Origin of the sequence: Saccharothrix sp. NRRL B-16348, from assembly GCF_001280085.1 — a bacterium.
In the GTDB taxonomy this organism is placed as follows: domain Bacteria; phylum Actinomycetota; class Actinomycetes; order Mycobacteriales; family Pseudonocardiaceae; genus Actinosynnema.
This window is the reverse complement of sequence record NZ_LGED01000158.1, coordinates 77,287-101,406: the sequence shown is the minus strand read 5'-3', so window position 1 is coordinate 101,406 and position 24,120 is coordinate 77,287. Positions and strand designations below refer to the sequence as shown.

General features: G+C 71.3%; 23 protein-coding genes. 10 read left to right on the top strand and 13 right to left on the bottom strand.

The genetic code is table 11. The features are described 5' to 3' along the window. Window position 1 precedes the first annotated feature (1 nt). From ADK67_RS16065 to ADK67_RS16050, 4 genes are all read left to right on the top strand, one after another. Window positions 2-2,665, top strand: a complete 2,664-nt coding sequence (locus ADK67_RS16065) for a bifunctional acetate--CoA ligase family protein/GNAT family N-acetyltransferase (RefSeq protein WP_082403512.1) — start codon at window positions 2-4, stop codon at window positions 2,663-2,665. A 135-nt stretch (window positions 2,666-2,800) separates the two neighbouring features. Then, a complete protein-coding gene (locus ADK67_RS16060; protein WP_053717234.1) occupies window positions 2,801-3,634 on the top strand; it encodes a glutamate ABC transporter substrate-binding protein in 834 nt (277 codons plus the stop codon). A 59-nt stretch (window positions 3,635-3,693) separates the two neighbouring features. Beyond that, entirely contained in the window at window positions 3,694-4,467 is a 774-nt protein-coding gene (locus ADK67_RS16055; RefSeq protein ID WP_053717233.1) for a GntR family transcriptional regulator, read from the top strand. Window positions 4,468-4,695: 228 nt separating this feature from the next. Further along, a complete protein-coding gene (locus ADK67_RS16050; RefSeq protein WP_053717232.1) occupies window positions 4,696-5,025 on the top strand; it encodes a hypothetical protein in 330 nt (109 codons plus the stop codon). A gap of 110 nt (window positions 5,026-5,135) precedes the next feature. Here the strand turns inward: ADK67_RS16050 and ADK67_RS16045 are convergent, their stop codons facing one another. The 6 genes from ADK67_RS16045 to ADK67_RS16020 form a co-directional block, all read right to left on the bottom strand. Continuing rightward, complete coding sequence (locus ADK67_RS16045; RefSeq protein WP_053717231.1) at window positions 5,136-5,528, bottom strand: hypothetical protein; 393 nt, start codon at window positions 5,526-5,528, stop codon at window positions 5,136-5,138. Beyond that, window positions 5,525-6,091 (bottom strand): hypothetical protein, encoded by a 567-nt coding sequence (locus tag ADK67_RS16040; protein ID WP_053717230.1) that lies wholly within the window; start codon window positions 6,089-6,091, stop codon window positions 5,525-5,527. Before ADK67_RS16040 ends, ADK67_RS16045 begins: the two co-directional genes overlap by 4 nt. A gap of 104 nt (window positions 6,092-6,195) precedes the next feature. Beyond that, entirely contained in the window at window positions 6,196-6,999 is an 804-nt protein-coding gene (locus ADK67_RS16035; protein ID WP_053717229.1) for an ABC transporter permease, read from the bottom strand. Further along, on the bottom strand, window positions 6,996-7,976 hold the full coding sequence (locus tag ADK67_RS16030; protein ID WP_053717228.1) for an ATP-binding cassette domain-containing protein: 981 nt from the start codon (window positions 7,974-7,976) through the stop codon (window positions 6,996-6,998). The genes ADK67_RS16035 and ADK67_RS16030 overlap by 4 nt, the downstream gene beginning before the upstream one ends. A gap of 108 nt (window positions 7,977-8,084) precedes the next feature. Next, on the bottom strand, window positions 8,085-8,825 hold the full coding sequence (locus ADK67_RS16025) for an HNH endonuclease (protein WP_053717227.1): 741 nt from the start codon (window positions 8,823-8,825) through the stop codon (window positions 8,085-8,087). Beyond that, window positions 8,822-10,156: an AAA family ATPase gene (locus ADK67_RS16020; protein WP_053717226.1), complete on the bottom strand. Its 1,335-nt coding sequence runs from the start codon at window positions 10,154-10,156 to the stop codon at window positions 8,822-8,824. Before ADK67_RS16020 ends, ADK67_RS16025 begins: the two co-directional genes overlap by 4 nt. Before the next feature lie 204 nt (window positions 10,157-10,360). On the opposite strand from ADK67_RS16020, the gene ADK67_RS16015 reads away from it, so the two are divergent. Both ADK67_RS16015 and ADK67_RS49015 read left to right on the top strand, forming a co-directional pair. Then, window positions 10,361-11,215 (top strand): helix-turn-helix domain-containing protein, encoded by an 855-nt coding sequence (locus ADK67_RS16015; RefSeq protein ID WP_053717225.1) that lies wholly within the window; start codon window positions 10,361-10,363, stop codon window positions 11,213-11,215. Beyond that, window positions 11,212-11,388 carry a DUF397 domain-containing protein gene (locus ADK67_RS49015; protein WP_073895202.1) on the top strand — a complete coding sequence of 59 codons (177 nt, stop codon included), beginning with the start codon at window positions 11,212-11,214 and terminating at the stop codon, window positions 11,386-11,388. Before ADK67_RS16015 ends, ADK67_RS49015 begins: the two co-directional genes overlap by 4 nt. Here the strand turns inward: ADK67_RS49015 and ADK67_RS16010 are convergent. Together ADK67_RS16010 and ADK67_RS16005 are read right to left on the bottom strand one after the other, a co-directional pair. Further along, a complete protein-coding gene (locus ADK67_RS16010) occupies window positions 11,366-12,499 on the bottom strand; it encodes a sensor histidine kinase (RefSeq protein ID WP_082403511.1) in 1,134 nt (377 codons plus the stop codon). The genes ADK67_RS49015 and ADK67_RS16010 overlap by 23 nt on opposite strands. Further along, window positions 12,496-13,152: a response regulator transcription factor gene (locus ADK67_RS16005; RefSeq protein ID WP_157620436.1), complete on the bottom strand. Its 657-nt coding sequence runs from the start codon at window positions 13,150-13,152 to the stop codon at window positions 12,496-12,498. The genes ADK67_RS16010 and ADK67_RS16005 overlap by 4 nt, the downstream gene beginning before the upstream one ends. Window positions 13,153-13,256: 104 nt before the next feature. Here ADK67_RS16005 and ADK67_RS16000 point away from each other — a divergent pair, with 104 nt between their 5' ends. The 4 genes from ADK67_RS16000 to ADK67_RS15985 all read left to right on the top strand — a co-directional run bounded on the left by ADK67_RS16000 (window position 13,257) and on the right by ADK67_RS15985 (window position 17,747). Further along, window positions 13,257-13,730, top strand: a complete 474-nt coding sequence (locus ADK67_RS16000) for a hypothetical protein (RefSeq protein WP_053717224.1) — start codon at window positions 13,257-13,259, stop codon at window positions 13,728-13,730. Window positions 13,731-14,843: 1,113 nt separating this feature from the next. Beyond that, the gene (locus ADK67_RS15995) at window positions 14,844-15,899 is read left to right on the top strand and encodes a peptidoglycan-binding domain-containing protein (RefSeq protein ID WP_053717223.1); all 1,056 of its coding nucleotides are present in this window, start codon (window positions 14,844-14,846) and stop codon (window positions 15,897-15,899) included. Next, window positions 15,896-16,561, top strand: a complete 666-nt coding sequence (locus ADK67_RS15990) for an ABC transporter ATP-binding protein (protein WP_053717222.1) — start codon at window positions 15,896-15,898, stop codon at window positions 16,559-16,561. The genes ADK67_RS15995 and ADK67_RS15990 overlap by 4 nt, the downstream gene beginning before the upstream one ends. Further along, the gene (locus tag ADK67_RS15985) at window positions 16,554-17,747 is read left to right on the top strand and encodes an ABC transporter permease (protein ID WP_053717221.1); all 1,194 of its coding nucleotides are present in this window, start codon (window positions 16,554-16,556) and stop codon (window positions 17,745-17,747) included. Before ADK67_RS15990 ends, ADK67_RS15985 begins: the two co-directional genes overlap by 8 nt. A gap of 137 nt (window positions 17,748-17,884) precedes the next feature. Here the strand turns inward: ADK67_RS15985 and ADK67_RS15980 are convergent, their stop codons facing one another. The 5 genes from ADK67_RS15980 to ADK67_RS15960 are packed head-to-tail and all read right to left on the bottom strand — an operon-like array spanning window position 17,885 to window position 24,107. Further along, window positions 17,885-18,100: a formate dehydrogenase subunit delta gene (locus ADK67_RS15980; protein ID WP_053717220.1), complete on the bottom strand. Its 216-nt coding sequence runs from the start codon at window positions 18,098-18,100 to the stop codon at window positions 17,885-17,887. Continuing rightward, window positions 18,100-20,910: a formate dehydrogenase subunit alpha gene (fdhF, locus tag ADK67_RS15975; protein WP_053717219.1), complete on the bottom strand. Its 2,811-nt coding sequence runs from the start codon at window positions 20,908-20,910 to the stop codon at window positions 18,100-18,102. Before fdhF ends, ADK67_RS15980 begins: the two co-directional genes overlap by 1 nt. Continuing rightward, complete coding sequence (locus ADK67_RS15970) at window positions 20,907-22,454, bottom strand: formate dehydrogenase beta subunit (RefSeq protein WP_053717218.1); 1,548 nt, start codon at window positions 22,452-22,454, stop codon at window positions 20,907-20,909. The genes fdhF and ADK67_RS15970 overlap by 4 nt, the downstream gene beginning before the upstream one ends. Continuing rightward, window positions 22,451-22,915, bottom strand: a complete 465-nt coding sequence (locus ADK67_RS15965) for a formate dehydrogenase subunit gamma (protein ID WP_053717217.1) — start codon at window positions 22,913-22,915, stop codon at window positions 22,451-22,453. The genes ADK67_RS15970 and ADK67_RS15965 overlap by 4 nt, the downstream gene beginning before the upstream one ends. 37 nt (window positions 22,916-22,952) lie before the next feature. Continuing rightward, window positions 22,953-24,107 carry a molybdopterin molybdotransferase MoeA gene (locus ADK67_RS15960; protein ID WP_053717216.1) on the bottom strand — a complete coding sequence of 385 codons (1,155 nt, stop codon included), beginning with the start codon at window positions 24,105-24,107 and terminating at the stop codon, window positions 22,953-22,955. Window positions 24,108-24,120 lie beyond the last annotated feature (13 nt).

Sequence of the window (24,120 nt, the reverse complement as noted above, 5' to 3'; positions counted from 1 at the left end):
CGTGGACCCGTTCGACTACCCGAGGCACTGGGAGGCCGACGTCGTGCTCAGCGACGGCGGCACGGTCCACCTGCGCCCGATCACGCCCGACGACGCCGAGAAGCTGCTCGCGTTCCACGGCAGGCTGTCCGAGCGGACCCGCTACTACCGCTACTTCGGCCCCTACCCGCGGATGCCCAAGCGCGACCTCGAACGCTTCAGCACCGTCGACCACGCCGACCGGGTCGCGTTCACCGCGCTGCTCGGCGACGACATCGTGGCCGTCGGCCGCTACGACCGGCTCAACGGCACCGGCAGCGCCGAGGTCGCGTTCGTGGTCGAGGACACGCACCAGGGCCGCGGCCTCGGCTCGATCCTGCTCGAACACCTCGCCGCCGCCGCGCGGGAACGCGGGCTGAGCCGGTTCACCGCCGAGGTGCTGGCGGAGAACGGGCAGATGGTGCGGATCTTCCGGGACGCGGGCTACGGCGTGAGCCGCGCGTTCGAGGAGGGCGTGGTGCACCTGGAGTTCGACATCGACCCGACCGAGGAGTCGGTGGAGGTGGCGCGCGCCCGCGAGCAGGCCGCCGAGGCGCGCAGCGTGCACAACCTGCTGCACCCGAAGTCGATCGCGGTGATCGGCGCGTCCACCGACCAGACCAAGATCGGTCACGCGGTGCTGACGCACCTGCTCGCCGCCGACTTCGCCGGACCGGTCTACCCGGTGAACGCCGAGCACCGGTCCGTGCGCGGGGTGCGGGCCTACCCGTCGGTGCTGGAGATCCCGGACGACGTGGACCTCGCCGTCGTCGCGGTGCCCGCGGCGGGCGTCGACGAGGTGATGGACGCCTGCCTGGCCAAGGGCGTGAAAGCGCTGGTCGTGGTCACGTCCGGGTTCGGCGAGACCGGGCCGGGCGGGTTGAGCGCGGAACGCAGGCTCGCCGCCGAGGCACGCGCGCACGGCATGCGGGTGGTCGGCCCGAACGCGCTGGGCGTGCTGAACACCGACGGGGGCGTGCGCCTCAACGCCACGCTCGCGCCGAAGCTGCCCGCCCGCGGCCGCACCGGCTTCTTCTGCCAGTCCGGCGCGCTGGGCACCGCGATCCTGGCCACCGCCGCCGAACGCGGCCTCGGCCTGTCCACGTTCGTCTCCGCGGGCAACCGCTCGGACGTCTCCGGCAACGACCTGCTCCAGTACTGGGAGACCGACCCGGCCACCGACGTGGTGCTGCTGTACCTGGAGTCGTTCGGCAACCCGCGCAAGTTCGCCCGGCTGGCCCGCCGGCTCGGCCGCAGCAAGCCGATCGTCGCGGTGAAGTCGGGCCGGCACGCGGTGACGCCCGCGTTGGCGGCGACCTCGGTGCCGGTGGACGAGTCGAGCGTGCAGGCGTTGTTCGAGCAGGCCGGCGTGATCCGGGTGGAGTCGCTGGCGCAGCTGTTCGACACCGCGTTGCTGCTGGCGCACCAGCCGTTGCCCGCCGGGCCGCGCGTCGCGGTGGTCGGCAACTCGACCGCGATCGGCCTGCTGGCCGCGGACACCGCGCTGGCACAGGGCCTGGAGCTGGCGGGCGAGCCGGTGGACGTGGGCGCGCAGGCCGGTCCCGAGGTGTTCGCCGCGGCGGTCAAGGAGGCGTTGGAGAACCCGGACGCGGACGCGCTGGTGGTCGTGTTCGTGCCGCCGCTGGCGGTGCCCGGCACGTCGTTCGCCCGCGCGTTGCGCGAGGTCGTGGAGCAGGGCGGGCGGACCAAGCCGATCGCGTCGACGTTCCTGGCGGTGGAGGGCGTGCCGGCCGAGCTGGCGGTGCCCGGACCCGGTGGCGCGCCCGGACGGGGTTCCGTGCCGTCTTATCCGAGCCCGGAGCGCGCTGTGCTCGCGTTGGCGCGTGTGACGCGGTACGCGCGGTGGCGGTCCGCGCCGCAGGGCACGTTCGTCCGGCCTGAGGGCATCGACTCCGACGCCGCGCACGCCGTCGTGGCGTCTCGGGATCTGGACGGCGAACGGCGGCTCGACGACGACACGACCGTGCGGCTGCTCGCGTGCTACGGGGTGGAGGTCGTGCCGTTCCGGGTCGTCACGTCGGCGGACGACGCGGTGCGCGCGGCGGGGGAGCTGGGCTACCCGGTGGCGATGAAGTCCACCGACGACCGGCTGCGGCACCGCACCGACCTGGTCGGCGTGCGGCTCGACCTGTCCGGCGAGGAGGCCGTGCGCACGGCCTACGCGATGCTCGCCGAGATGTCCGACCGGCCGGACGTGTACGTGCAACGCATGGCGCCCAAGGGGATCTCGTGCGTGCTGGGCCTCCAGGACGACCCGTCGTTCGGCACGCTGGTGTCGTTCGGGCTGTCGGGACTGGTCAGCGACCTGCTGGGGGACCGGGCCTACCGCGCCGTGCCGCTGACGGACGCGGACGCGGCGGCGCTGGTGCGCGCGCCCAAGGCCGCGCCGCTGCTGGCGGGGTACCAGGGTGACGAGCCCGCGGACCTGGCCGCGTTGCAGGACCTGGTGCTGCGGCTGGCCGCGCTCGCCGAGGACCTGCCCGAGGTGCGGGAGCTGTCGTTGGAGCCCGTGCTGGCCAGCGCCGCCGGCGCGTACGTCAGCAGCGCCACGGTGACGTTGGGCCCGCCGCCGTCCCGGCATGACACCGGTCCCAGGCGGCTGCGCTCTTTCGGCGGAACGCGTTAGCCCGGTCACTGTCTCGATACACAACCGTCACCCTTGACCGATCAGGTTTCCCCTATCTTCCTCCTGGCTCTGGACCAAGTCCGTTGGGCCGCTTAGGTTTCCGGCAACCCGAGGAAGCTCCCGAAAAGGGGAAGAATGGCTCTGGCACCGCTACGCGCCCTTGTGGTGGCGTGTTCCGCCGCGCTTGTCCTCGCGTCGTGCTCCACCGGTGACGACACGACCGTCGCCGGCAAGGCGGACAGCTCCGACAAGCTGACCATCGCCGTGGCGTACGACCAACCGGGGCTCGGTTTGCGCCGTTTGGACGGCACTTTCCGCGGCTTCGACGTCGACGTGGCCCGTTATGTGGCGAAGGAACTGGGGGTCGACGAATCCGGCATCACCTTCACCGAGGCGACGCCGTCGGAGCGCGAGAAGCTGCTCACCGAGGGCGCCGCGGATCTCGTCGTGTCCAGTTACTCGATCACCGACAAGCGCAAGGAGGTCATCGACTTCGTAGGACCGTACTTCGTGGCCGGGCAGGACCTGCTGGTCCGGTTGACCGATGAGCGGATCACCGGACCGGAATCGCTCAACTCCGGCAACCTGACGCTGTGCTCGGTGGCGAACACCACATCGGCGCAGTACGTGAAGGACCAGTTCGCGAAATCCGTGGAACTCAAGGAATATCCCAATTTCAGCGATTGCGTCACCGCGCTGCTGGCCGAGCAGGTGGACGCCATGACGACCGACGACGTGATCCTCGCCGGGTACGCCGCGCAGAACCCCGAGCTGCTGCGGGTGGTCAACCGGCCGTTCAGCAAGGAGGAGTACGGCATCGGCATGCGCCGGGGCGATCCGACCAGCAAGGCCAAGGTGGCCGCGGCCGTTCGGAAGATGATCGACACCGGCGAATGGCGCAAGTCGTTGGAGACCAACCTGGGTGCTTCCGGTTACGCCATCCCGGAGCCGCCCGCGCTCGCGCCGTGATCTGCGACCCACCCCGTTAGCGGTCTGACCGGCCCGGACCGCCCCGTAGGCTCGGCTGTGTGCATGCCTCGCATTACGTGCCCCAGTACCGCGCGGACGGGCCGGTCCGCGCCGGCATCCCCGAACACGGCCGCATCCCCCGCTACTACGCGGTGAAGACCGAGCTGCTGTGGCTCGTCGACGCGCTCGGCGAGGGCACGGCGCTGCCGTCGGAGCGGGAGCTGGCCGAGCGGTTCGCGGTGTCGCGGGTGACGCTGCGCCAGGCCGTCGGGGAACTGGTGCTCGAAGGCAAGCTGCAACGCCGCCAGGGCAGCGGCACCTACGTCGCGCCGCCCAAGCTGGTGCAGCCGCTGTCGCTGCTCAGCTACACCGAGGGCATGCGGCGGCAGGGCGTCGACGCGGCGCGCAGCGTGATCACCGTCGAGCACCTGCCCGCGGACGACGTGCTGGCGCGGGACCTGCGGATCGGGCGTGGCGACCAGGTCGTCCACCTGGAACGCGTGCTGCTGGCCGACGGTGAGCGGGTCGGGCTGGAGTCGACCTACCTGTCCGCGGCGCGGTTCCCGACGTTGCTGGAGGTGCTGGACCCGACCACGTCGCTGTACGCGTGCCTGAGCGACCGGCTGGGCGTGGTGTTCGCCGAGGCCGAGGAGCGGGTGGAGACGGTGCTGGCGACGCCGCGCGAGGCGTTGCTCATCGGCACGAACCCGGCGCTGCCGATGCTGCTGCTGCACCGCGTGTCCCATGACAACGTTGGCGAGCCGATCGAGCGGGTCCGCTCGCTCTACCGGGGCGACCGGTTCAGCTTCGTGGCGCGGCTGCGCGCGGAGTGAAAGTCACGTAACGGTAACTGTTCCGCCCGTGCGCTGTCGGTCCACTTAGGACATAACAGTGGAATTCCGGAGTCCGTGGCCGCGGGTGGGCGCGGAACGTTAGCGAATCTTGCCCGGAAACCGCCCATTGGCAGCAAGTTTTGCGCGTCCCGGCGGGAGTACCGTTGTTGCCCCTGGTACGTGAGTCCTCCTCACCCGCGCGGTCGCGGGGGAAGCGGGGGTGGCGCCGTGACGTTCAAAGAGGAGTTCCTGACGGAGCTCGAGGACTGCCTGCGCGGGTACGGCGCGGTGCCGGTGATCAACCCGGACGCGCTGGCCCGGTTCATCGACTACGTCCGCCGGCTGCCGGACGACGATTCGCGGCTGCGTTGCCTCGAAGGCGTCGACCAGGGCTCCGGCTCGTTCTGGAACAACCCGGCGGTGTGGTGGGAGCAGGTGCCCCGGTTCGGCATCGGGACGTCGTCGGACTGCTCCGAGCTGCTCGACCGGATGCTGGACGAGGCGATCAGCGACGAGATCGACGTGCTGGAGATGGAGATCCGGGAACTGCCGGGCTGACCGCCCCGAAGACGGGAAACACCCGTTGTGCACCTGGGTCGCCAGACGCACAACGGGGAGTCCTCACTCCTGGGTCGCCCTGGAAGTCGGTCGGTGGATCACGGCCGAGGTCAGACGGACAGCAGTCGGTCGAAGAACGCGCGGTAGCGCTTGAGGGCCTGCCGCAGCTCCTCGGTCTGCGCCTGCTCGCCCTGCTGCCACTGCTCCTCCAGGGCGTGCTTGTGCTCGGCGAACGTGTCGGTGAGCGTCCGCATCACCTGCGTGACCAGCTCGTCCGCCCGCTGCACGGCCTCACGCGGGTCGTCCACGAACTCGGACTGCAACGCGCGCCACTCGACCTGGAAGTTCTCCGCGTCCTCGGTGGCGAACAGCGGCGCGTCGCCCGCCGTGGTGGAGACCGGGTGCAGCTCGACCAGCTCCGCGTCCACGGGGCCTTCGGTGGTGGTAGCAGTGGTGTCGTCGGTGGTGTCGGCGGTGGCGGTGGCGTCCTGGTGGCCGGTCATCCCCGCGCTCCTTCCCGGCGTTCCCCGTCCCGGGGCTCGCCCAGCAGGTCCTCGAACAGGCTGCGGTAGTGCACCATCGCGACGCGGAGGTCTTCGGTCGTCGCCTCGCCGCGGTCCTGGCGTTCGGTGATCGCGTGCGCCTCGCGGTAGTGGTCGAGCGCGCGGGCGTGGTCGACCGACAGCATCGACGCCTGCTTCTCGTACCCCTCGGTGGGGTAGCCGCGTTCCGCCATCAGGTCGGTGACCAAGCGGTCCGCTTGGCCCACCGCCGCCGTCGGCGCGTCGACGAACTGCTCCTGCACGCGGGTCCAGTTCCGCGCGTAGCTCTCCCGCGAGACGGGGCTCAGCGGGCGCAGCTCCAGCTTGGCGTGCTCGTGCTCCCGTGCCACGAGCTCCCGTTCCGCCGCCATCCTGCTGTCGGTGCGCTGGACGACCCGCTCGTACTCGGGCCCGAACTTCGCGCGCAACCTCTTGCGCTGCAAGGCAACCTTGAGCAGCAGCGCGATCGCCGCCAGTGCGACCAGCGCGGCGACGATCACGCCGATGGTGGTGCCGGTGGACATCTCGGCCTCCCTGGCTGGATCTCCCCTTGGCTGGGCTGCCACCGGACTACCCGTTCGGGGTCAGGCGTGAAACCTGAACCCCTTGACACATTCGCGTCCGTCGTCTAGCGGGACACCGCCTTGCGGTACTGGCGGATCGCCAGCGGCACGAAGATCAGCAGGAACACGGCCACCCAGATCAACGTCATCACCACCGGGTGCTGCAACGGCCACGCGCTCGGCGTGGGCGCCTCCGGGTTGGTGTTGCCGAACAGCTGACGGGCCGCGGCCGTCACCGCCGACACCGGGTTCCACTCGGCGAACGTCTTCAGCGGCCCGGGCAGGTTGCTCTCCTGCACGAACGTGTTCGCGATGAACGTCAACGGGAAGATCGCGATGAACGAGGCGTTGTTGAACACCTCCGGGCTGCGCACCATCAGCCCGACGATCGCCATGCCCCACGACACCGCGTAGGCGAACAGCAGCAGCAGGGCGAACCCGGCCAACGCCTCCAGCGGCGACGAGTGGATCCGCCAGCCGACGATCAGACCGGTCACCGACATCACCAGGATGACGATGACGTTGTTCGCCAGGTCGCTGGTGGTCCGCCCGATCAGCACCGCCGACCGCGCCATGGGCAGCGACCGGAACCGGTCGATCACGCCCTTCTGGATGTCCTCGGCCAGCCCGGCGCCGGTGATGGTCGCGCCGAACACCACGGTCTGCGCGAAGATCCCGGCCATCAGGAACTCGCGGTAGTCCAGGCCCGGGATGGCGATCGAGCCGCCGAACACGTACGCGAACAACAGCACGAACATGATCGGCGACAACGTCGAGAACACGATCAGGTCCGGGACCCGCTTGATCTTGATGAGGTTGCGCTTGGCGACCACCGCGCCGTCGCCCAACGCCTGCGTGAACGCGCTCATTCTGCCTGCTCCCCCTGCTTGTCCTCGGTGCCGGTCCCGCTGGCTGCGTGTCCGGTCAGCGTCAGGAACACGTCGTCCAGCGTCGGCCTGCGCAGGCCGATGTCGAGCACCTTGACCGACTCGGCGTCCAACCTCCGGACACCGTCCACCAGCACGTCGGCGCCACCCGACACCGGCACGGTCAGCCGGTGCCCGCGGTCGTCCACCGTGATCTCCGCGATCGCCAACGGGGTCAGCGCGGCCTTCGCCGTCTCCGCGTCCTGGGCCGAGCTGACGGTCAGCTCCAGCCGTTCACCGCCGACCTGGGCCTTCAGCTCGTCCGCGGTGCCCAGGGCGATGACCCGGCCGTGGTCGATGACCGCGATCTTGTCGGCGAGCCGGTCGGCCTCCTCCAGGTACTGCGTGGTGAGCAGCAGCGTGGTGCCGCCCGCCACGAGCTCCGAGATGACGTCCCACATGCCGAGCCGGCTGCGCGGGTCGAGGCCCGTGGTCGGCTCGTCGAGGAACAGCACCCTCGGCTTGGCCACCAGCGCGCCCGCCAGGTCGAGCCGGCGGCGCATGCCGCCCGAGTAGCCCTTCACCGGCCGGTCGGCCGCCTCCACCAGGTCGAACCGCTCCAGCAGCTCGCGCGCCCGCGCCCGGCTGTTCTGCTTGCCCAGGTGGTAGAGCCTGCCGACCATGTCCAGGTTCTCGAACCCGGTCAGGTTCTCGTCGACGGCCGCGTACTGGCCGGACAGCCCGATCCGGCGGCGCAGCTCCTTGGCGTCGGCGACGACGTCCAGGCCGGTGACGGTCGCCTTGCCCTCGTCGTGCTCCAGCAGCGTGGTGAGCACGCGCACGGTCGTGGTCTTGCCCGCGCCGTTGGGCCCGAGCAGGCCCATGACGGTCCCTTCCGGCACCACGAGGTCGAGGCCGTCGAGAGCGACCACCGACCCGTAGCGCTTGACCAGTCCTTCGGCCACGATTGCGTCTGCCATGCGGGCCATGATGGACCCGGGGTCCGACAATTTCAGGTGGATTTCGCGGACCGCGCCCAAATCGTGCGCGGCGGTGAGCTGTGTGGACGGTGCGACCCGGACCGCCGGTCACGCGAGCAGCTGCGCCCGCAGCTCGTCGTCCCGCAGCACGGCCAACGCCCACGGCGCCTCCTCGAACACCCGCTCCGCGCCTGGTGACAGGGCCAGCCGCAGCATCGCCTGGCACACGTCGGCGAACGGCTGCCCCCGCACGGTCAGCACGGCCTCGCGCATCTCGTCCGCCGCGTCCAGCGCCCGCCCGGCCGTCCACCGCGACAGGCACATCAGGACCACCCGCTTCGCGTGCACCCGCCCCTGAGTCAGGACCGGACGGTTGAGCCCGCAAACATCTATGGTGGCCTTGCCTTTCTCCGTGCGCGGTACGTACACGCCCAGTGACAGCGTGAGCAGCAAGTGGTCGAACGGGTCCTCGGTGGTGGGGTCGACCAGCAGCGGCGTGCCGTCGTCCGCCACCGGGAACCGGTCCCGCTTGAGGTTGCTGTTGCACGTCGAGCAGGCCAGCAGGTGGTTGAGCCAGTCGAACGTGCGCAGCGGGTTCAGCGACAGCGGCTCGAAGTGGTCGATGTCCGTGCCCTGGCTGTCACCGCAGTACATGCACCGCTGGTAGCCCGGCGCCATGTCCTCCAGCCGCCGTCGCAACGGCGCGAGCACGTTCCGCCGCACCACAGCGCGCTTCCACAGCGCACGGGCCGTGTGGGTGGGGTGCGCGGCGTTCCCGATCTCCGCGGTCAGCACGGGCAGCCGGTCGGCCAGCTCGGCGGGCAGCGCGGGCCGGACGAGCCGGATCACGTCTCGTCGCGTTCCAGCCGCGCGGACACCTCGCGCGTGCGCGCCACCGGCGAGCTGGTCAGCAGCGCACGCAGCTCCTCGTAGCGGCGCACCGCGCGGGCGCCGGCCGTGCCGCCGATCACCGCCACCTCCAGCTCCACCAGCTCGGCCCGCAGCTGCTGCGCGCGTTCGGAGTAGGGCGTGTCGAGGCCGAACAGCTCCGAGAGCACCGCGTCGTCGCCGCTGCCGTAGACGATCCGCTCGTAGAGGCCCTGGTCGACCACCCGCGGCGGCTCCTGCTGGTCCGGCCCGGGCAGCCTGATCAGCCCGCCCGGGTCGGCGGCCTGGCACAGGTACGGGCTGTGCGTGGTGACGATGAACTGGATGTTCGGGAAGTGCTCCTTGAGCCAGCCGCCGATCCGCTTCTGCCACGACACGTGCAGGTGCGCGTCCACCTCGTCGATGATGACCACGCCGGGCGCGGTCAGGGCGAGGCCGTGCGCGGTGGGCGTGGTCTTCAGGTCGCCGTACGAACCGTGGATCTGCTTGATCAGGTCCACCACCAGCGCGGCGACGGTCCGGTAGCCGTCGCTCATCTCCCGCAGCGGGAACCGGTGCCCGCCGCTGACCACCCACAGGCCGTCGGAGTCGACGCCCTCGATCCGGTAGTCGTCGGGCAGCAGGCCGTCCGACAGCACGCCGAGCGCGACCGTCTTCAGCTCCTCGGCTCCCGGCCTGCGCTCCAGGGACCTCAGGTGCTGCTCGATCAGCCAACCGACGCCCTCGGCCAGCGACGCGTCTTCGTGGAAGAGGCTCGCCAGCCGTGACACCGGGCCGTGGCTGAGCATCAGCCGCTGCGCCTCGCCCGCGCCGCCGACGAGCCGCCGGAACGGGCCGTAGGCCGCGCAGAACCACCCGGTCGGGTTGTCCTGCCACGGTCCGCGGAGGGCGGCGGTCTTGCTGCCCTCCAGCTTCTCCTTCAGCGACGGCTGCAGGCCGCGGTGGGTGGGGCGGCTCTCGTCGTCCGGCATCGTCCAGCCGAGGCCGGCCCACAGCCTGCCCTCCGGCGGGCGGCCCTTGCCGAACCGCTCCACCCGCCGGTCGTGGGTGAACTGGACCTGGACGACGCCCTCCCGCTGGCCCGCGGTGACCCAGTTCTCGAAGTCGGGCACCAGGTTGCGGGCCACCGCCGGACCGCTCACGGCCAGCGCGATCGCCCTGAGCAACGAGGTCTTGCCGGACCCGTTGCGGCCCGCGATCACCGTCCAGCCGGGCGCGGTGAGCTTGAGATCCACTTCGCGGGCGCCGTGGAACCCCTTGACGTTCCGCAGCCGGACCTGCGAGATGTACATGTGGCCAGACTTTAGTCCGCGCTGATCACCCGTCCAGTTGGTCGGGCACGCCCTGCGGCGTGCCCGCCGGCGTCGGGGCCGCCACCACGGCGGGTGACGAGCAAGGGCGTATATGCACCTTTTAGACCTCGATCGAGTGAAAGCGAGCGGGCTGCGGAACAGCACTAGGGTGTTCGCAGTTCTTTTCAGCGAGGAGCGATCCGCATGGCAGCCGTCCAAACCCGACGCAAGCGCAAGCTGGGGCAGTTCCTCAACGCCTTGCGCAAGCGGGCGGGCAAGACCGAGATCGACTACCACGCCCTGACGCGGAAGACGCAGTCGACGCTGTCGCGGATGGAGAACGGTTACATCAGTCCGAGTTGGACCGAACTGGGCGCGCTGCTCGGGCTCTACGGGGCGACCGATGCCGAGCGGCGCGAGGCGGAAGCGTTGTGGGAGGACGCGAAACAGGATGGCACCCGCCTGGTGTACGCCGCGGCCTTCACCCCGGAGGCGCGGACCTATGCCCGGCAGGAGGCCGATGCCACGGAGGTGCGCACCATCGAGATGATCGTCATCCCGGGACTGCTCCAGACGCCCGCGTACGCGGCGGCGATCAGGCTCGCGGGACAGCGGTTCATGGACTCGTCGGTGTCCGTGGAACAGGTGGCCGCGGCACTGGCGAACCGGCAACGCCGGCTGCCCGGGTTAAGGCTGCACGCGGTGATCGACGAGGCGGCCCTGCACCGGATCGTCGGCGGCCCCGCGGTCATGCGCGAGCAGTTGTCGCATTTGCTCGAGAAGGGGAAGCAGGACAACATCACCATCCAAGTGGTTTCGTTCGGCGCCGGTGCCCACGGAACCATGTCTGGCGGTGGCGCGACCGCTCTCCGCTTCGAGGACAGTGATCCTTCCGCCGTGTACCTGGAGTACGCGGGTGGTGGCAAGTGGGTGGACAATCGCGCCGACGTGCAGAAGTACCTGTTGCACTTCGAGGAAATCGTGAGCGAGGTCGCCCTGTCGCCCAAGGAGTCGGCTTCGCTGATCAGAAAACTGGCAACCGCACTGAAGGACACATGAACAACGACAAGGCGTGGCGCAAGAGCACTTACTCCGGCGCGGGGAACAACTGCGTCGAGCTGGCCGTGGGACGGAGCACGACCAGCGTCAGGGACAGCAAACGACCAGGACCCAGATTGACCTTTGGGGAGCGTCCATTCCGGGCGTTCCTCACGGCTCTCCGGCAAACCTGACGGTAACCGCCAACCCGCCGTCCGCCCCCGGTGTCGCGGTCACCGTCGCACCGTGGGCGGCGGCGATGGCACGGACGATCGAGAGCCCCAGACCCAGGCCCCGATCGCCCGTCGAGGTCTCGTCCCGGTCGAGCCTGCGGAACGGCCGGAACAGCCCTTCCACCTCGTACGGCTCGATTCTCGGGCCGGTGTTCGCCACCATCAGGAAGTCCGGTCCGGCGTTCACGTCGACCCACCCGTTCCGGTGGTTGTGCCTGATCGCGTTGTCCACCAGGTTGCGCACCAGGCGCTCCAGCAGGACCGGGTCGCCGACGACCTCGCACGGCGCCATCTCGTGGTGCAGGACGACGCCGGCCCGTTCGGCGACGGCGCTGGACTGCCACAGGACGTGCTCGGCGATGTCGGAGACCGAGGTGAGCGTGCGCTCGGTGAGCTCGTTCTCGCTGTCGGCCAACGTGAGCAGACCGTCGATGAGTCGTTCGTGGCGGGCGTTCACCTTCAGCAGCTCCGCGCCCAGCTGCTTGGCGTCCGCCGAGGCGCCCGGTCGGGTGATCGACACCTCGATCAGCGCCCGTTTGACGGCGAGCGGGGTGCGCATCTCGTGCGACGCGTCGGCGACGAACCGGCGTTGGCCGTCGAACGCGCGGTCCAGCCGTTCCAGCATCGCGTTGAACGTTTCAGCCAGTTCGGCGACCTCGTCACGCGGCCCGGTCGGCGCGATCCGCTCGTGCAGGCCGTGGCCGGCGGCGATCCGGCGGGCGGCCTCGGTGATGCGGTGCACCGGCTGCAACGCGCTGCGCGCCAGCAGCCACCCGAACGCCACCGCGATCCCGGCCACGCACAGCAATGCGAGGCCTCCTCGGGTCAGCAGCGACTGCAGCACCTCGTCGCGGTAGCGGACCTGGGCGGTGCGGATGGCCTCGATCACCTCGTCGGAGGACGCCTCGCGCAACTCCCGCAGGCTCGCCACGTCGGTGAACGGCTGCAACCGACCGTTGAGGCTCTGCCACACCAGCAGGTAGGTGACCGCGAGCAGGGCGGCGCCGGCGAGCAGGAACAGCCCGCCGTAGAGCGCGGTCAACCGGCCGCGGATGCTCCACCGGCCGATCACGGGATCCGGTATCCCACACCGGGCACGGTCTCGATCAGCGGCGGCTCACCCAGCTTGCGCCGCAGCTTCACCATGGTGACCCGCACCGTGTTGGTGAACGGGTCGATGTGCTCGTCCCACACCTTCTCCAGCAGGTGCTCGGACGTCACGACGGCGCCTTCCGCCCGGACCAGCTCGGTCAGCAGCGCGAACTCCTTGTTGGCCAACGGAATGAACTCACCCGCCCGGGTGACTTGGCGACGGGCCGGGTCGACCCGCAACCCCGCCCGTTCGAGCACCGGAGGGTTCGGCGGTCTGACTCTGCGCAGCAGCGCGTGCACCCGGGCGGACAGCTCCACGAAGGCGAACGGCTTGGGCAGGTAGTCGTCCGCGCCGAGGGCCAGCCCGGCCACCCGGTCCCGCACCGCGGCGGCGGCCGTGAGCATCAGGATCCGGGTCTCGGCGCCCGAGTCGGCGACCCGGCGGCACACCTCGTCGCCGTGCACGCGCGGTATGTCGCGGTCGAGGACGAGCACGTCGTAGGCGTTGACCGAGAGGTGTTCCAGCGCGGAGTCGCCGTCGTGGACCACGTCGACGGCGAACGCCTCGCGACGCAGCCACTCGGCGATGGCCGCCGCCAGCGTCGTTTCGTCTTCGACCACGAGGATGCGCATGGGTCCATGGTGCTCTGGGGGCCATAACTTCCGCATAACCAGATTTGGTAACGCGCTGGTTATAGCGCCCCTGGTCGACTGTCCCCACCGACGAAGGAGGGGACATGCGAAGCAGCATCGTGCTGGCGGCGCTGGCACTGGCACTGACCGCGTGCGGCTCGGGCGGGGCGGAGGTGGCGGCGCCGTCGTCGTCGAGCGTGGCGATGAGCCAGGAGGAGCGGTCGCGGGAGTTCGCGAAGTGCATGCGCGACAACGGCGTGGACGTGCCGGACCCGGAGCCGGGGGGCAAGCCGGGCGGATTCGGCAAAGTCGACCGCACCGATCCGGACTTCGAACGTGCCACGGACGCGTGCCGCGAGTTCCTGCCTGGCGGTGGCGATCTGTCCAAGCTGGACCCGGCGAAGCTGGACCAGCTGAGGGTGTTCGCGCAGTGCATGCGGGACAACGGCATCGACGTCCCGGACCCGGACCCGAACGGCGGCAAGCTGACCGGCCTGGGCCAACTCGACCGCAACACCCCAGCATTCCGCTCTGCCTTGGACGTGTGCCGCGACAAGCTGCCGGAGCTGGGCCGATGAACAGGCGCGCGGGCACCTCGGTCCTACCCACGCCGGGCGGCGTCGGGGCGGGTCGCGCGGACGGGGATCGGAAGGCCGCCGGGCCGTGCGGTCCGAGCCGACCGCGACCGCCTGGTGTTGTGCGTGTGCAGGATCGTGCCTCCGAGGCTGGGCCGATGAACGGGCGCGCGGGTGCGCGGGCCATGCCGGCGCCGGGCCGTATCGTGCCGGGCCGCGTGGTTCGGGTCGATCGCGACCGCCTGGTGTTGTGCGTGTGCCGGCACGAGCCTCCGAGGCTGGGCCGATGAACGGGCGCGTGCGGTTCGTCGGAGGAGCGGGCGCACTGATCGCGCTCCGGGCCGGAGACATCGCGGCAGCGGGGTTGGGCGATGCAGACCTGGTCGGTGCCGCGCGTGTGCCGGGACGAGCTGCCCGAGCTGTGAGGACGAGCAAGCCTGCGGGGACCGGGCGCGAGCCGGCGCGATGGGCCGTGTGGTCCGGTCGACCGCGACCTCCTGGTGTTCGGCGTGTGCCGGTACGAGCCTCCGAGGATCGGCCGATGAACGTGCGTATGCGGCTCGTCCAAGGAGTGGGAGCACTGATCGGGGCAAGGGCAGGAGGCGTCGCGGCAGCGCGTCTGGGCGATGCGGACGTGGCCGGTGCCGCATGTGTGCCGGGACGAGCTGCCCGAGCCGTGCGGACGAGCAAGCCTGCGTGGATGGCGCGGGGACCGGGCGCGAGCCGGCGCGATGGGCCGCGTGAACAGGTGCCGGAATGGGAGCACGCGGACCGGTCCGGGCCAGATCGACCGCGCCTCCGGCGTTCAGGTCGGTCCTGGCACGTGCCGTTACGAGCATTCGGAGCTGGGCAGATGAGCAAACGTGCGAAATCCATGGGGAAAGCGGGAGCGCCGATCGTGGCGAGAGTTGGAGACGTCGTGGCGGCGGGTGCCGGAATCGGGCCGGCGAACAGGCGAGCAGGCGCGCCGGGCGTGGACGAGGCCGGAGGCGTAGCCGGCTGGGATCGGAGCGAGAGCGAGAGCGAGTTGAGTGGTCTGGGTCGGGTCGACGGCGTGGGCTCGGCGTTCCGGTCGGCCGGAGTCGTGCGTTGGACCGAGTCGGAGGAGTCGGAGCGATGAGCAGACGTGCGCGGCTCGCGTGGGTAGCGGGGGCGCTGGTGGTGTTGGGGGCGGGCGGTGTCGCGGCGGTCGGGCTCGGTGGTGCGGATCCGGTGCCCGCGAGCGCGGCGAACCTGCCACCGGCCACGGCGAAGGTGTCGGCGACGACGTTGACCCGCACCGAACGGGTCACCGGCACGTTGACCCACGGCACGGCCACGCCCGTGCCCGTCGGCGCGCAGGGCACCGTCACCTGGTTGCCCGCGCCCGGCGCCGTCATCGGACGCGGTCAGGCGGTGTACGAGGTGGACGACCGGCCCGTCCCCCTGCTGTTCGGCGCGACACCGGCCTACCGGTCGCTGGCACCCGGCGCCACCGGCGGCGACGTCCGCCAACTGGAGGAGAACCTGCTCGCACTCGGTTACGGAGGGTTCACCGTGGACGAGTCCTACACCGCCGGCACGGCGACGGCGGTACGCGCGTGGCAGCAGGCGCTGGGCGTGCCGGAGACGGGAGCGGTGCAGGCGACGGACGTCGTGGTCGCCGGCGGCGAAGTGCGGGTGGCCGAGCTGAAGGCCCAGCCGGGCAGCCGCGCCACCGGCCCCGTCCTCACCTACACCGGTACCACCCGGGTGGTGGTCGTGCCGCTCGACGTCGGCAAGCAGCACCTGGTGGCCGAGGGCGTGGCGGCGACCGTCGGCCTGCCGGACGGCAAGTCGGTCCAGGGCACGGTGGCGTCGGTGGGCACCGTCGCCACCAGCAGCCCGACCCAAGCGGGCTCGACTCCCACCACCACGATCGACGTCGTGGTCTCGGTCGCCGACCAGGGTGCGCTGGGCCGCCTCGACTCGGCACCGGTGGACGTCCTGCTCGTCTCGGAGCGCAAGGAAGGCGTGCTGACCGTGCCGGTAGGCGCCCTGGTGTCCCTAGGCGAAGGCAAGTACGGCGTGCAAGTGGTCGAGAACGGCGCGACACGGCACGTGCCCGTCGAGACGGGCCTGTTCGCCGCCGGTCAGGTCGAGGTCGCCGGCGAGGGCATCGCCGAGGGCGTGGAAGTGGGGGTGCCGCGATGACGCCGGTCGTGGAGTTGCGTGATGTCGGTCGCGAGTACCAGGGGGTGGTCGCCTTGCGGGACGTGTCGCTCACCGTCGGGCGTGGCGAGTTGGTGGGCATCGTCGGCCCGTCCGGGTCCGGCAAGTCGACGATGCTCAACCTCATCGGCACCCTCGACCGGCCGACGCACGGCGAGGTGCGCATCGACGGCCACGCCGTCCGCGACCTGTCGGACCGGGCCCTGTCCGCGCTGCGGGCGAGCGTGATCGGGTTCGTGTTCCAGCAGTTCCACCTGACCGCCGGTGTGTCCACAGTGGACAATGTCGCCGACGGCCTGCTCTACACCGGCGTGGGGCTGAAGCAACGCCGCCGACGCGCCGTGGAGGCACTGGAGACCGTCGGCCTCGGCCACCGGCTCACCCACCGCCCGCACGAGCTGTCCGGCGGCGAGCGGCAACGCGTGGCGATCGCCCGTGCCGTGGTCGGGCGGCCCGCGCTGCTGCTCGCCGACGAACCCACCGGCAACCTCGACTCGAAGTCGGGCGAGGCCGTCCTCCGGCTGCTGCGCTCCCTCAACGACGCGGGCACCACGGTCCTCGTCATCACGCACGACCAGGAAGTGGCCGCGACCCTCCCGCGCCGGGTGGACGTGCGCGACGGCCGGGTGGTGCGCGATGCCTGACCTGCGACCGGCCCGCCTCTCACCGGCCGACGTGCTGCGCGTGGGCGGCGCGGGCCTGCGTGCCAGGCCGACCCGGGTGGTGCTGTCCGCGTTGGGCATCGCGATCGGCATCGCGGCGATGATCTCGGTGGTCGGCATCTCGACCTCCAGCCGCGAGGACCTCAACCGCCGCCTCGCCGCGCTGGGCACCAACCTGCTGACCGTCGGCCCCGGCCAGACCCTGTTCGGCGAGCAGACCCACCTGCCCGCCGAGTCGGTGGGCATGATCGGCCGGATGGCGCCGGTCACCTCCACCACCGCGACCGGGAAGGTGGTCGACGCCCACGTCTACCGCAACGACCACATCCCCGAGACCCAATCCGGCGGCATCGCCGTCCTGGCCGCCAGGACCGACCTCCTGGACACCGTCGGCGCGTCGGTCGCCAAAGGCGTCTTCCTCAACGACGCCACCGCCCGCTACCCGGCCGTGGTCCTCGGCGACAAGGCCGCCGAACGCCTCGGCGTGGCCGCCCCGAACGAACCCGTCCACCTGGGCGGCGAGTGGTTCACCGTGGTGGGCGTCCTGCACCCAACACCCCTCGCGCCCGAACTCGACACCGCGGCCCTGATCGGCTGGCCGGTGGCCCAGCAGCACCTGGGCTTCGACGGCTACCCGACCACGGTGTACGCCAGATCCCGCGAGGACGCCGTGCACAGCGTCCAAGCGAACCTGGCCGCCACCGCCAACCCCGAACACCCGGACGAAGTGGAGGTGTCCCGACCGTCGGACGCCCTGGCGGCCAAACAGGCGACCGACGAAACCCTCAACGCCCTGCTCCTCGGCCTGGGCGCGGTCGCCCTGCTGGTCGGTGGCGTCGGCGTGGCCAACACCATGGTCATCTCGGTCCTGGAACGCCGAGCCGAGATAGGCCTCCGAAGATCGCTGGGCGCCACCAGGTCCCAGATCCGCACCCAGTTCCTGACCGAATCACTCCTCCTCTCCGCCCTGGGCGGCGCGGCGGGCGCGGTCCTGGGCGTCCTGGTCACCACGGCCTACGCCACCTACCAGGGCTGGCCTTCCCTGGTGCCGGCCTGGGCAACACTGGGCGGCATAGCCGCCACCGCCGTCATCGGCGCCGTCGCCGGCCTGTACCCGGCGGTCCGAGCCAGCCGCCTCTCGCCGACGGAGGCACTGGCAACGCCATGACGTCGGCGGCCGGAGCGGTCACGGGCACACACCAAGCCGGGCTGCCGGCGGGGTGACCGGCGGACAGGTGGGCCGGTCACCCCGAGCAGCGGGCAGCCACGGCAGTCCTGAGCCACGGCAGTCCTGAGCCGCAGCGGTCAGGAGCCGACCAGCTTGGCCGCCGCCAGCGCCACCGGGTCCAGGGACTCTGGGGCGGTGGCGACGTGGTGTTGCAGGTCGGTGCGCATCCGGGGGTCCCAGAAGCGCTCGATGTGGCCGGCGATGGCGGTCGCGGCGGAGGACGGGGGTTGGTGGGCGAACTGGCGGGCTATCTCGTTCGCCAGGCGGACGGTGGGTGGGGTCGTGCCGCTCATCAGTCGACGACCGCCCGTTCACGCGTGCCCGGGACCGCCGCGGCCTCGGCGGCGTCGGCGCGGAGGGCGACCTGGACCGCGGTGACCTTGTACTCCGGGCAGTTGGTCGCCCAGTCGGAGTTCTCCGTGGTCACCACGTTCGCCCCGGTCACGGGGTGGTGGAACGTCGTGTACACGACACCCACCGGCATGCGGTCGGAGATGACCGCGTGCAGGGACGTCGCGCCGACCCGGCTCGCCAGCGTGACCGAGTCGCCGTCGCCGATCCCGCGCACCTCGGCGTCGTGCGGGTGGATCTCCAGCACGTCCTCCGGGTGCCAGGCGATGTTCGCCGTCCGCCTGGTCTGCGCGCCCACGTTGTACTGGCTCAGGATCCGCCCCGTCGTCAGGATCAACGGGAACTTGCGGGTCGTGCGCTCGCTCGTCGGCACGAACGACGTCGGCACGAACCTGCCCTTGCCGCGGGTGAACGAGTCCACGTGCATGGTCGGCGTGCCGGCCGGCGCGTCCTCGTCGCACGGCCACTGGATGCTGCCCAGCCGGTCGAGCGCGGCGAACGACACCCCGGCGAACGTCGGCGTCAGCGCCGCGATCTCGTCCATGATCTCGCGCGGGTGCGTGTAGGGCATGTCGTAGCCCAGCGCCGCCGCCAGCTCGCACACGATCTGCCACTCGTGCTTGCCGGTCTTCGGCGCCATCACCGGCCGCACCCGGTTGATCCGGCGCTCGGCGTTGGTGAACGTGCCGTCCTTCTCCAGGAACGACGTGCCGGGCAGGAACACGTGCGCGAACTTCGACGTCTCGTTCAGGAACAGGTCCTGCACCACGACCAGGTCCATCGCGGTCAACGCCGCCGTCACGTGCGCGAGGTTCGGGTCGGACTGCGCGATGTCCTCACCCTGCACGAACAGCCCGCGGAACGTGCCGGCGATGGCCGAGTCGAACATGTTCGGGATGCGCAGGCCGGGCGTCGGCAGGATGCTGCGCCCCCACACCTGCTCGAACACCGTGCGCACCGCGTCGTCGGACACGTGCCGGTAGCCCGGCAGCTCGTGCGGGAACGACCCCATGTCGCACGACCCCTGCACGTTGTTCTGCCCGCGCAACGGGTTCACGCCGACGCCGTCACGGCCGACGTTGCCGGTGGCCATGGCCAGGTTCGCCATGCCCATCACCATGGTCGACCCCTGGCTGTGCTCGGTCACGCCCAGCCCGTAGTAGATCGCGGCGTTCCCGCCCGTCGCGTACAGCCTCGCCGCCGCACGGATCTCCGCGGCCGGCACCCCCGTGATCGACTCGACCACCTCCGGGCTGTTCTCCGGCCGCGCGATGAACTCCGCCCACTCCTCGTACCCCTCGCAGCGCGACGCCACGAAGTCGGAGTCCACCAGCCCTTCGGTCACGACGACGTGCGCGAACGCGTTCACCACGGCCACGTTCGTGCCGGGCTGCAACTGCAGGTGGTGGGTGGCCTCGACGTGCGGCGAGCGCACCAGGTCGATCCGCCGCGGGTCGACCACGACCAGCGAAGCGCCCTCCCGCAGCCGCCGCTTCATCCGCGACGCGAACACCGGGTGCCCGTCGGTCGGGTTGGCGCCGATCACCACGATCACGTCCGCCGCCGCCACCGACCGGAAGTCCTGGGTGCCCGCGGACTCGCCGAACGTCTGCTTCAGCCCGTACCCGGTGGGGGAGTGGCACACCCGCGCGCACGTGTCGACGTTGTTGTTCCCGAACGCCGCCCGCACGAGCTTCTGCACCACGTACACCTCTTCGTTGGTGCACCGCGACGACGTGATGCCGCCGATCGCCCCGACGCCGTGCGCGGCCTGGATCTCCCGCATCCGTGACGCGGTGTAGCCGATCGCCTCCTCCCACGACACCTCACGCCACGGATCGGTGATCTTCTCCCGCACCATCGGCGACATCACCCGGTCCGGGTGCGTGGCGTAGCCGAACGCAAACCGACCCTTCACGCACGAGTGACCCTCGTTCGCGCCACCGTCCTTGTACGGCACCATCCGCACGAGCTCGTCACCGCGCAGCTCGGCCTTGAACGAGCACCCGACACCGCAGTACGCGCACGTCGTCAGCACCGTCCGGCTGGGCATCCCCAGCTGCACCACGGACTTCTCCTGCAACGTCGCCGTGGGGCACGCCTGCACGCACGCGCCGCACGACACGCAGTCGGACTCCATCAACGGCACGCCGGCCGCGGACACCTGCGACTCGAAGCCGCGCCCCTGGATGGTCAACGCGAACGTGCCCTGCACCTCGCCGCACGCCCGCACGCACCGCGAGCACGAGATGCACTTGGACGGCTCGAAGTCGAAGTATGGGTTGCTGGTGTCCTTCTCCAACGACAGGTGGTTCTCGCCCTCGTACCCGTACCGCACCTGCCGCAACCCGACCGCGCCCGACATGTCCTGCAGCTCGCAGTCGCCGTTGGCCGAGCAGGTCAGGCAGTCCAGCGGGTGGTCGGAGATGTAGAGCTCCATCACGCCCTGCCGCAGCTTCTCCAGCTTCGGCGTCTGTGTGCGAACCCTCATCCCGTCGGCGACGGGCGTGGTGCAGGACGCGGGCGTGCCGCGCCTGCCGTCGATCTCCACCAGGCACAGCCGGCACGACCCGAACGCCTCCAGGCTGTCCGTCGCGCACAGCTTGGGGATGTCGATGCCGCTGGTCGCGGCCGCGCGCATGACGGACGTGCCCGCCGGCACGGTCACCGGGATGCCGTCGACCTCCACCGTCACCGAGGTCGAGGACGTCGAGGCCGGTGTGCCGAAGTCCGGTTCCTTCAAGATCGTCACGGCGTGACCCTCCTTGGGGTGAAGTCGTCGGCGAAGTGCTGGAGCGCGCTCCGCACCGGGTTGGGCGTGAGGCCGCCCATCGCGCACAACGACCCGTCGGTCATCAGCTCGCAGAGGTCGCCGAGCAGGGCCAGGTTGTCGTCGACGTCCTCGCCGCCGACGATCCGGTCGATCACCTCGACCCCGCGCACCGCGCCGACCCGGCACGGCGTGCACTTGCCGCAGGACTCCTCCGCGCAGAACGAGAACGCGAACCGCGCCATCGACGCCATGTCCACGGTGTCGTCGAACACCACGATCCCGCCGTGGCCGAGCATCGCGCCCGCCTCGGCGAACGCCTCGTAGTCCATCGCCAGGTCCAGCCCGGACACCGGTAGGTACGCCCCGAGCGGCCCGCCCACCTGCACCGCGCGCACCGGCCGACCCGACAGCGTGCCGCCGCCGTGCACCTCGACCAGGTCACGCAGCGAGATGCCGAACGCCGTCTCGAACACGCCGCCGCGCGCGATGTTCCCCGCGAGCTGGAACACCTGCGTGCCACGCGACCGCTGCACGCCCAACGCCTGGTAGGACGCGCCGCCGTCGGCGAGCACGGCGGGCACGGACGCCAGCGTCAGCACGTTGTTCACCACGGTCGGCTTGCCGAACAGGCCGGTGATCGCGGGGATCGGCGGTTTCGCCCGCACCACGCCCCGCTTGCCCTCCAGGCTCTCCAGCATGGAGGTCTCCTCGCCGCAGATGTACGCGCCCGCGCCGACCCGCACCATCAGGTCGAACCTCAGCCCGGACCCGAGCACGTCGTCCCCGAGCCACCCCTGCGCGTAGGCGATGTCGATCGCCCGGCGGAACGTCCGCACCGCTTCGGGGTACTCCGACCGTATGTAGATGTAGCCCTCGGTGGCGCCGACCGCGAAGGCCGCGATGGCCATTCCCTCGATCAGGCAGAACGGGTCGCCCTCGATGAGCATCCGGTCGGCGAACGTGCCGCTGTCGCCCTCGTCGGCGTTGCAGCACACGAACTTCAGCTCGCCGGGCGTGTCCGCGACGGTCTTCCACTTGATGCCCGCCGGGAACCCCGCGCCGCCGCGTCCGCGCAACCCGGAGTCGGTCACCTCGGCGACCGTGGCCGCCGGTCCGATCTCCAACGCCCGCCGCAGACCGGTCATCCCACCGTGCGCGAGGTAGTCCTCGGGCGACAACGGGTCGGTGACGCCGACGCGCGCGAAGCACAGCCGGTGCTGCGCCCGGAACCACGGCAGCTCCTCGACCACGCCGACCCGCAGCTCGTGGTGCGCGCCGTCCAGCATCCCGGCCGCGACCAACGCGGGCACGGCGTCGGCGGTCACCGGCCCGTAGCCGATCCGGCCGGCGTCGGTGACCACCTCGACCAGCGTCTCCAGCCACAGCATGCCGCGCGAGCCGTTGCGCACGACCCGGACGGCCCGACCCGCGAGCGCGGCTTCCCGGGTGATCGCGGCGGCGACCGCGTCCGCGCCGACCGAGAGCGCGGCGGCGTCGCGCGGGACGTACACGGTGGTGGTCATCGCATCTCCATCTCCGCGTCGACCAGCCCGTCGAGCCGGGCCGGGTCGAGCCGTCCGTGCAGCCGCCCGTTGACCTGGGCGGCGGGTCCGAGGGCGCAGTTGCCGAGGCAGAACACCTGGCCGAGAGTGACCGCGCCGTCCTCGCTGGTCTGGCCCACCTTCACGCCGTACGTCACCTCTGCGTGTGCGACCAAGCGCTCCGCCCCGACCGACTGGCACGCCTCCGCGCGGCACAGCTGCACGGTGACGCGGCCGGCGGGCTCGCTGCGGAAGTCGCTGTAGAAGGTGACGACGCCGTGCACGTCGGCACGCGACAGGTTCAGCTCCTTGGCCACCAGCGGGATCACCGACTGGTCGACGTAGCCGAACTCGGCCTGGATGCCGTGCAGGACCGGGAGCAGCGCGCCCCGGTCGCCGCGGTGCGCCTCGATCACGGCGAGCACCCGTTCCACCACGGTCATGGGGCCTCCACTGTCGCTCGCAGACTGTATACCGTATTCACCATACGCTTATCGTCTTGCTGTGGACAGGCACGACTTCCACCACGCCGTCCCGAAAACCCGGCGGCACCACCGCGAGCCCGTCCGCCAACGCCGCGCCCCACAACGTCCCCGGCTGGTCGTGCCCCACCGGCACGCCGACCGGCCCGGACACCACCACCGGCACCAGCCGCGTGTCGTGCGCGTGCGCCCGCGCCGCCGGCAACCTGACCGTCCACGGCGGCCCGACCTCACGCCCCGACAACGCCTCCAGCAGCGGCGCCAGCAACGTGACGCCGGCGGCCAGCGCGGCGAACGGGTTGCCGGGCAGCCCGACCACGCACCGCCCGTCCGGCAGCACGGCCAACACCTGCGGATGACCCGGACGGCACGCCACACCGTCCACCCGCACGTCCGCGCGCAGCACCCGCAACGCCTCGTGCAGGTGATCGGCCGGTCCGACTGACGTCGCGCCGCCAACCACGATCACGTCCGCGTCGATCTCCCACAACGCCTCGATCAGCGCGCCGGGGTAGTCGGTGAGGTGCGTGGTCCCCAGGTGCTCGCCGCCCGCCGCGCGCACCAACCCCGGCAGCATGGGCCCGATCGCGTCGCGCACCCGTCCCGGGCCGGGCACGCCGGCGGTCACCACCTCGTCTCCCGTCATCACGGCCGCGACACGGGGGCGTCGGTGCACGGCAAGGGTGTCGTGGCCGACGCTCGCCGCCAGCCCGAGCACGGCGGGCGTCACCACTGCGCCCGTCGGCAGCAGCAGTTCACCGGCGGGGCAGCTCTCGCCGACCCGCCGGATGTGCCGACCGGGCACCACGTCGCCCAGCACCAGTGCGCCGGCGACTTCGGCGTGCTCCACCGGCAGCACGGCGTCCGCACCGCACGGCACGGGCGCGCCGGTCGCGATCTCGACCGCCTGACCGTCGTCCAGGGAACCCGCCACGCCGCCCGCGCGCACCCGGCCGACCACGATCCACGGTCCACGCCCGGCCACGGCGTAACCGTCCATCGCCGAGTTGTCGAACGACGGCACGGCCGCCAGCGCCCGCAACGGCGCCGCCAGCACCGCGCCCGACGCCTGTGTCAACGGCAGTTCCACCACGTCAAGCGGCTTGCCCGCCTGGCGGGCCGCCTGCCTCGCCTCGGTCCAGGGGATGCGCATGGGTGCCGCCCGC

Coding starts and splice junctions, on each gene's coding strand:
- ADK67_RS16060 (WP_053717234.1), top strand. CDS start 2,801: ATGGCTCTGGCACCGCTACGCGCCCTTGTGGTGGCGTGTTCCGCCGCG.
- ADK67_RS16045 (WP_053717231.1), bottom strand. CDS start 5,528: ATGACCGGCCACCAGGACGCCACCGCCACCGCCGACACCACCGACGAC.
- ADK67_RS16040 (WP_053717230.1), bottom strand. CDS start 6,091: ATGTCCACCGGCACCACCATCGGCGTGATCGTCGCCGCGCTGGTCGCA.
- ADK67_RS16035 (WP_053717229.1), bottom strand. CDS start 6,999: ATGAGCGCGTTCACGCAGGCGTTGGGCGACGGCGCGGTGGTCGCCAAG.
- ADK67_RS16030 (WP_053717228.1), bottom strand. CDS start 7,976: ATGGCAGACGCAATCGTGGCCGAAGGACTGGTCAAGCGCTACGGGTCG.
- ADK67_RS16020 (WP_053717226.1), bottom strand. CDS start 10,156: ATGTACATCTCGCAGGTCCGGCTGCGGAACGTCAAGGGGTTCCACGGC.
- ADK67_RS16015 (WP_053717225.1), top strand. CDS start 10,361: ATGGCAGCCGTCCAAACCCGACGCAAGCGCAAGCTGGGGCAGTTCCTC.
- ADK67_RS49015 (WP_073895202.1), top strand. CDS start 11,212: ATGAACAACGACAAGGCGTGGCGCAAGAGCACTTACTCCGGCGCGGGG.
- ADK67_RS16005 (WP_157620436.1), bottom strand. CDS start 13,152: ATGCGCATCCTCGTGGTCGAAGACGAAACGACGCTGGCGGCGGCCATC.
- ADK67_RS16000 (WP_053717224.1), top strand. CDS start 13,257: ATGCGAAGCAGCATCGTGCTGGCGGCGCTGGCACTGGCACTGACCGCG.
- ADK67_RS15995 (WP_053717223.1), top strand. CDS start 14,844: ATGAGCAGACGTGCGCGGCTCGCGTGGGTAGCGGGGGCGCTGGTGGTG.
- ADK67_RS15990 (WP_053717222.1), top strand. CDS start 15,896: ATGACGCCGGTCGTGGAGTTGCGTGATGTCGGTCGCGAGTACCAGGGG.
- ADK67_RS15985 (WP_053717221.1), top strand. CDS start 16,554: ATGCCTGACCTGCGACCGGCCCGCCTCTCACCGGCCGACGTGCTGCGC.
- ADK67_RS15980 (WP_053717220.1), bottom strand. CDS start 18,100: ATGAGCGGCACGACCCCACCCACCGTCCGCCTGGCGAACGAGATAGCC.
- ADK67_RS15970 (WP_053717218.1), bottom strand. CDS start 22,454: ATGACCACCACCGTGTACGTCCCGCGCGACGCCGCCGCGCTCTCGGTC.
- ADK67_RS15965 (WP_053717217.1), bottom strand. CDS start 22,915: ATGACCGTGGTGGAACGGGTGCTCGCCGTGATCGAGGCGCACCGCGGC.
- ADK67_RS15960 (WP_053717216.1), bottom strand. CDS start 24,107: ATGCGCATCCCCTGGACCGAGGCGAGGCAGGCGGCCCGCCAGGCGGGC.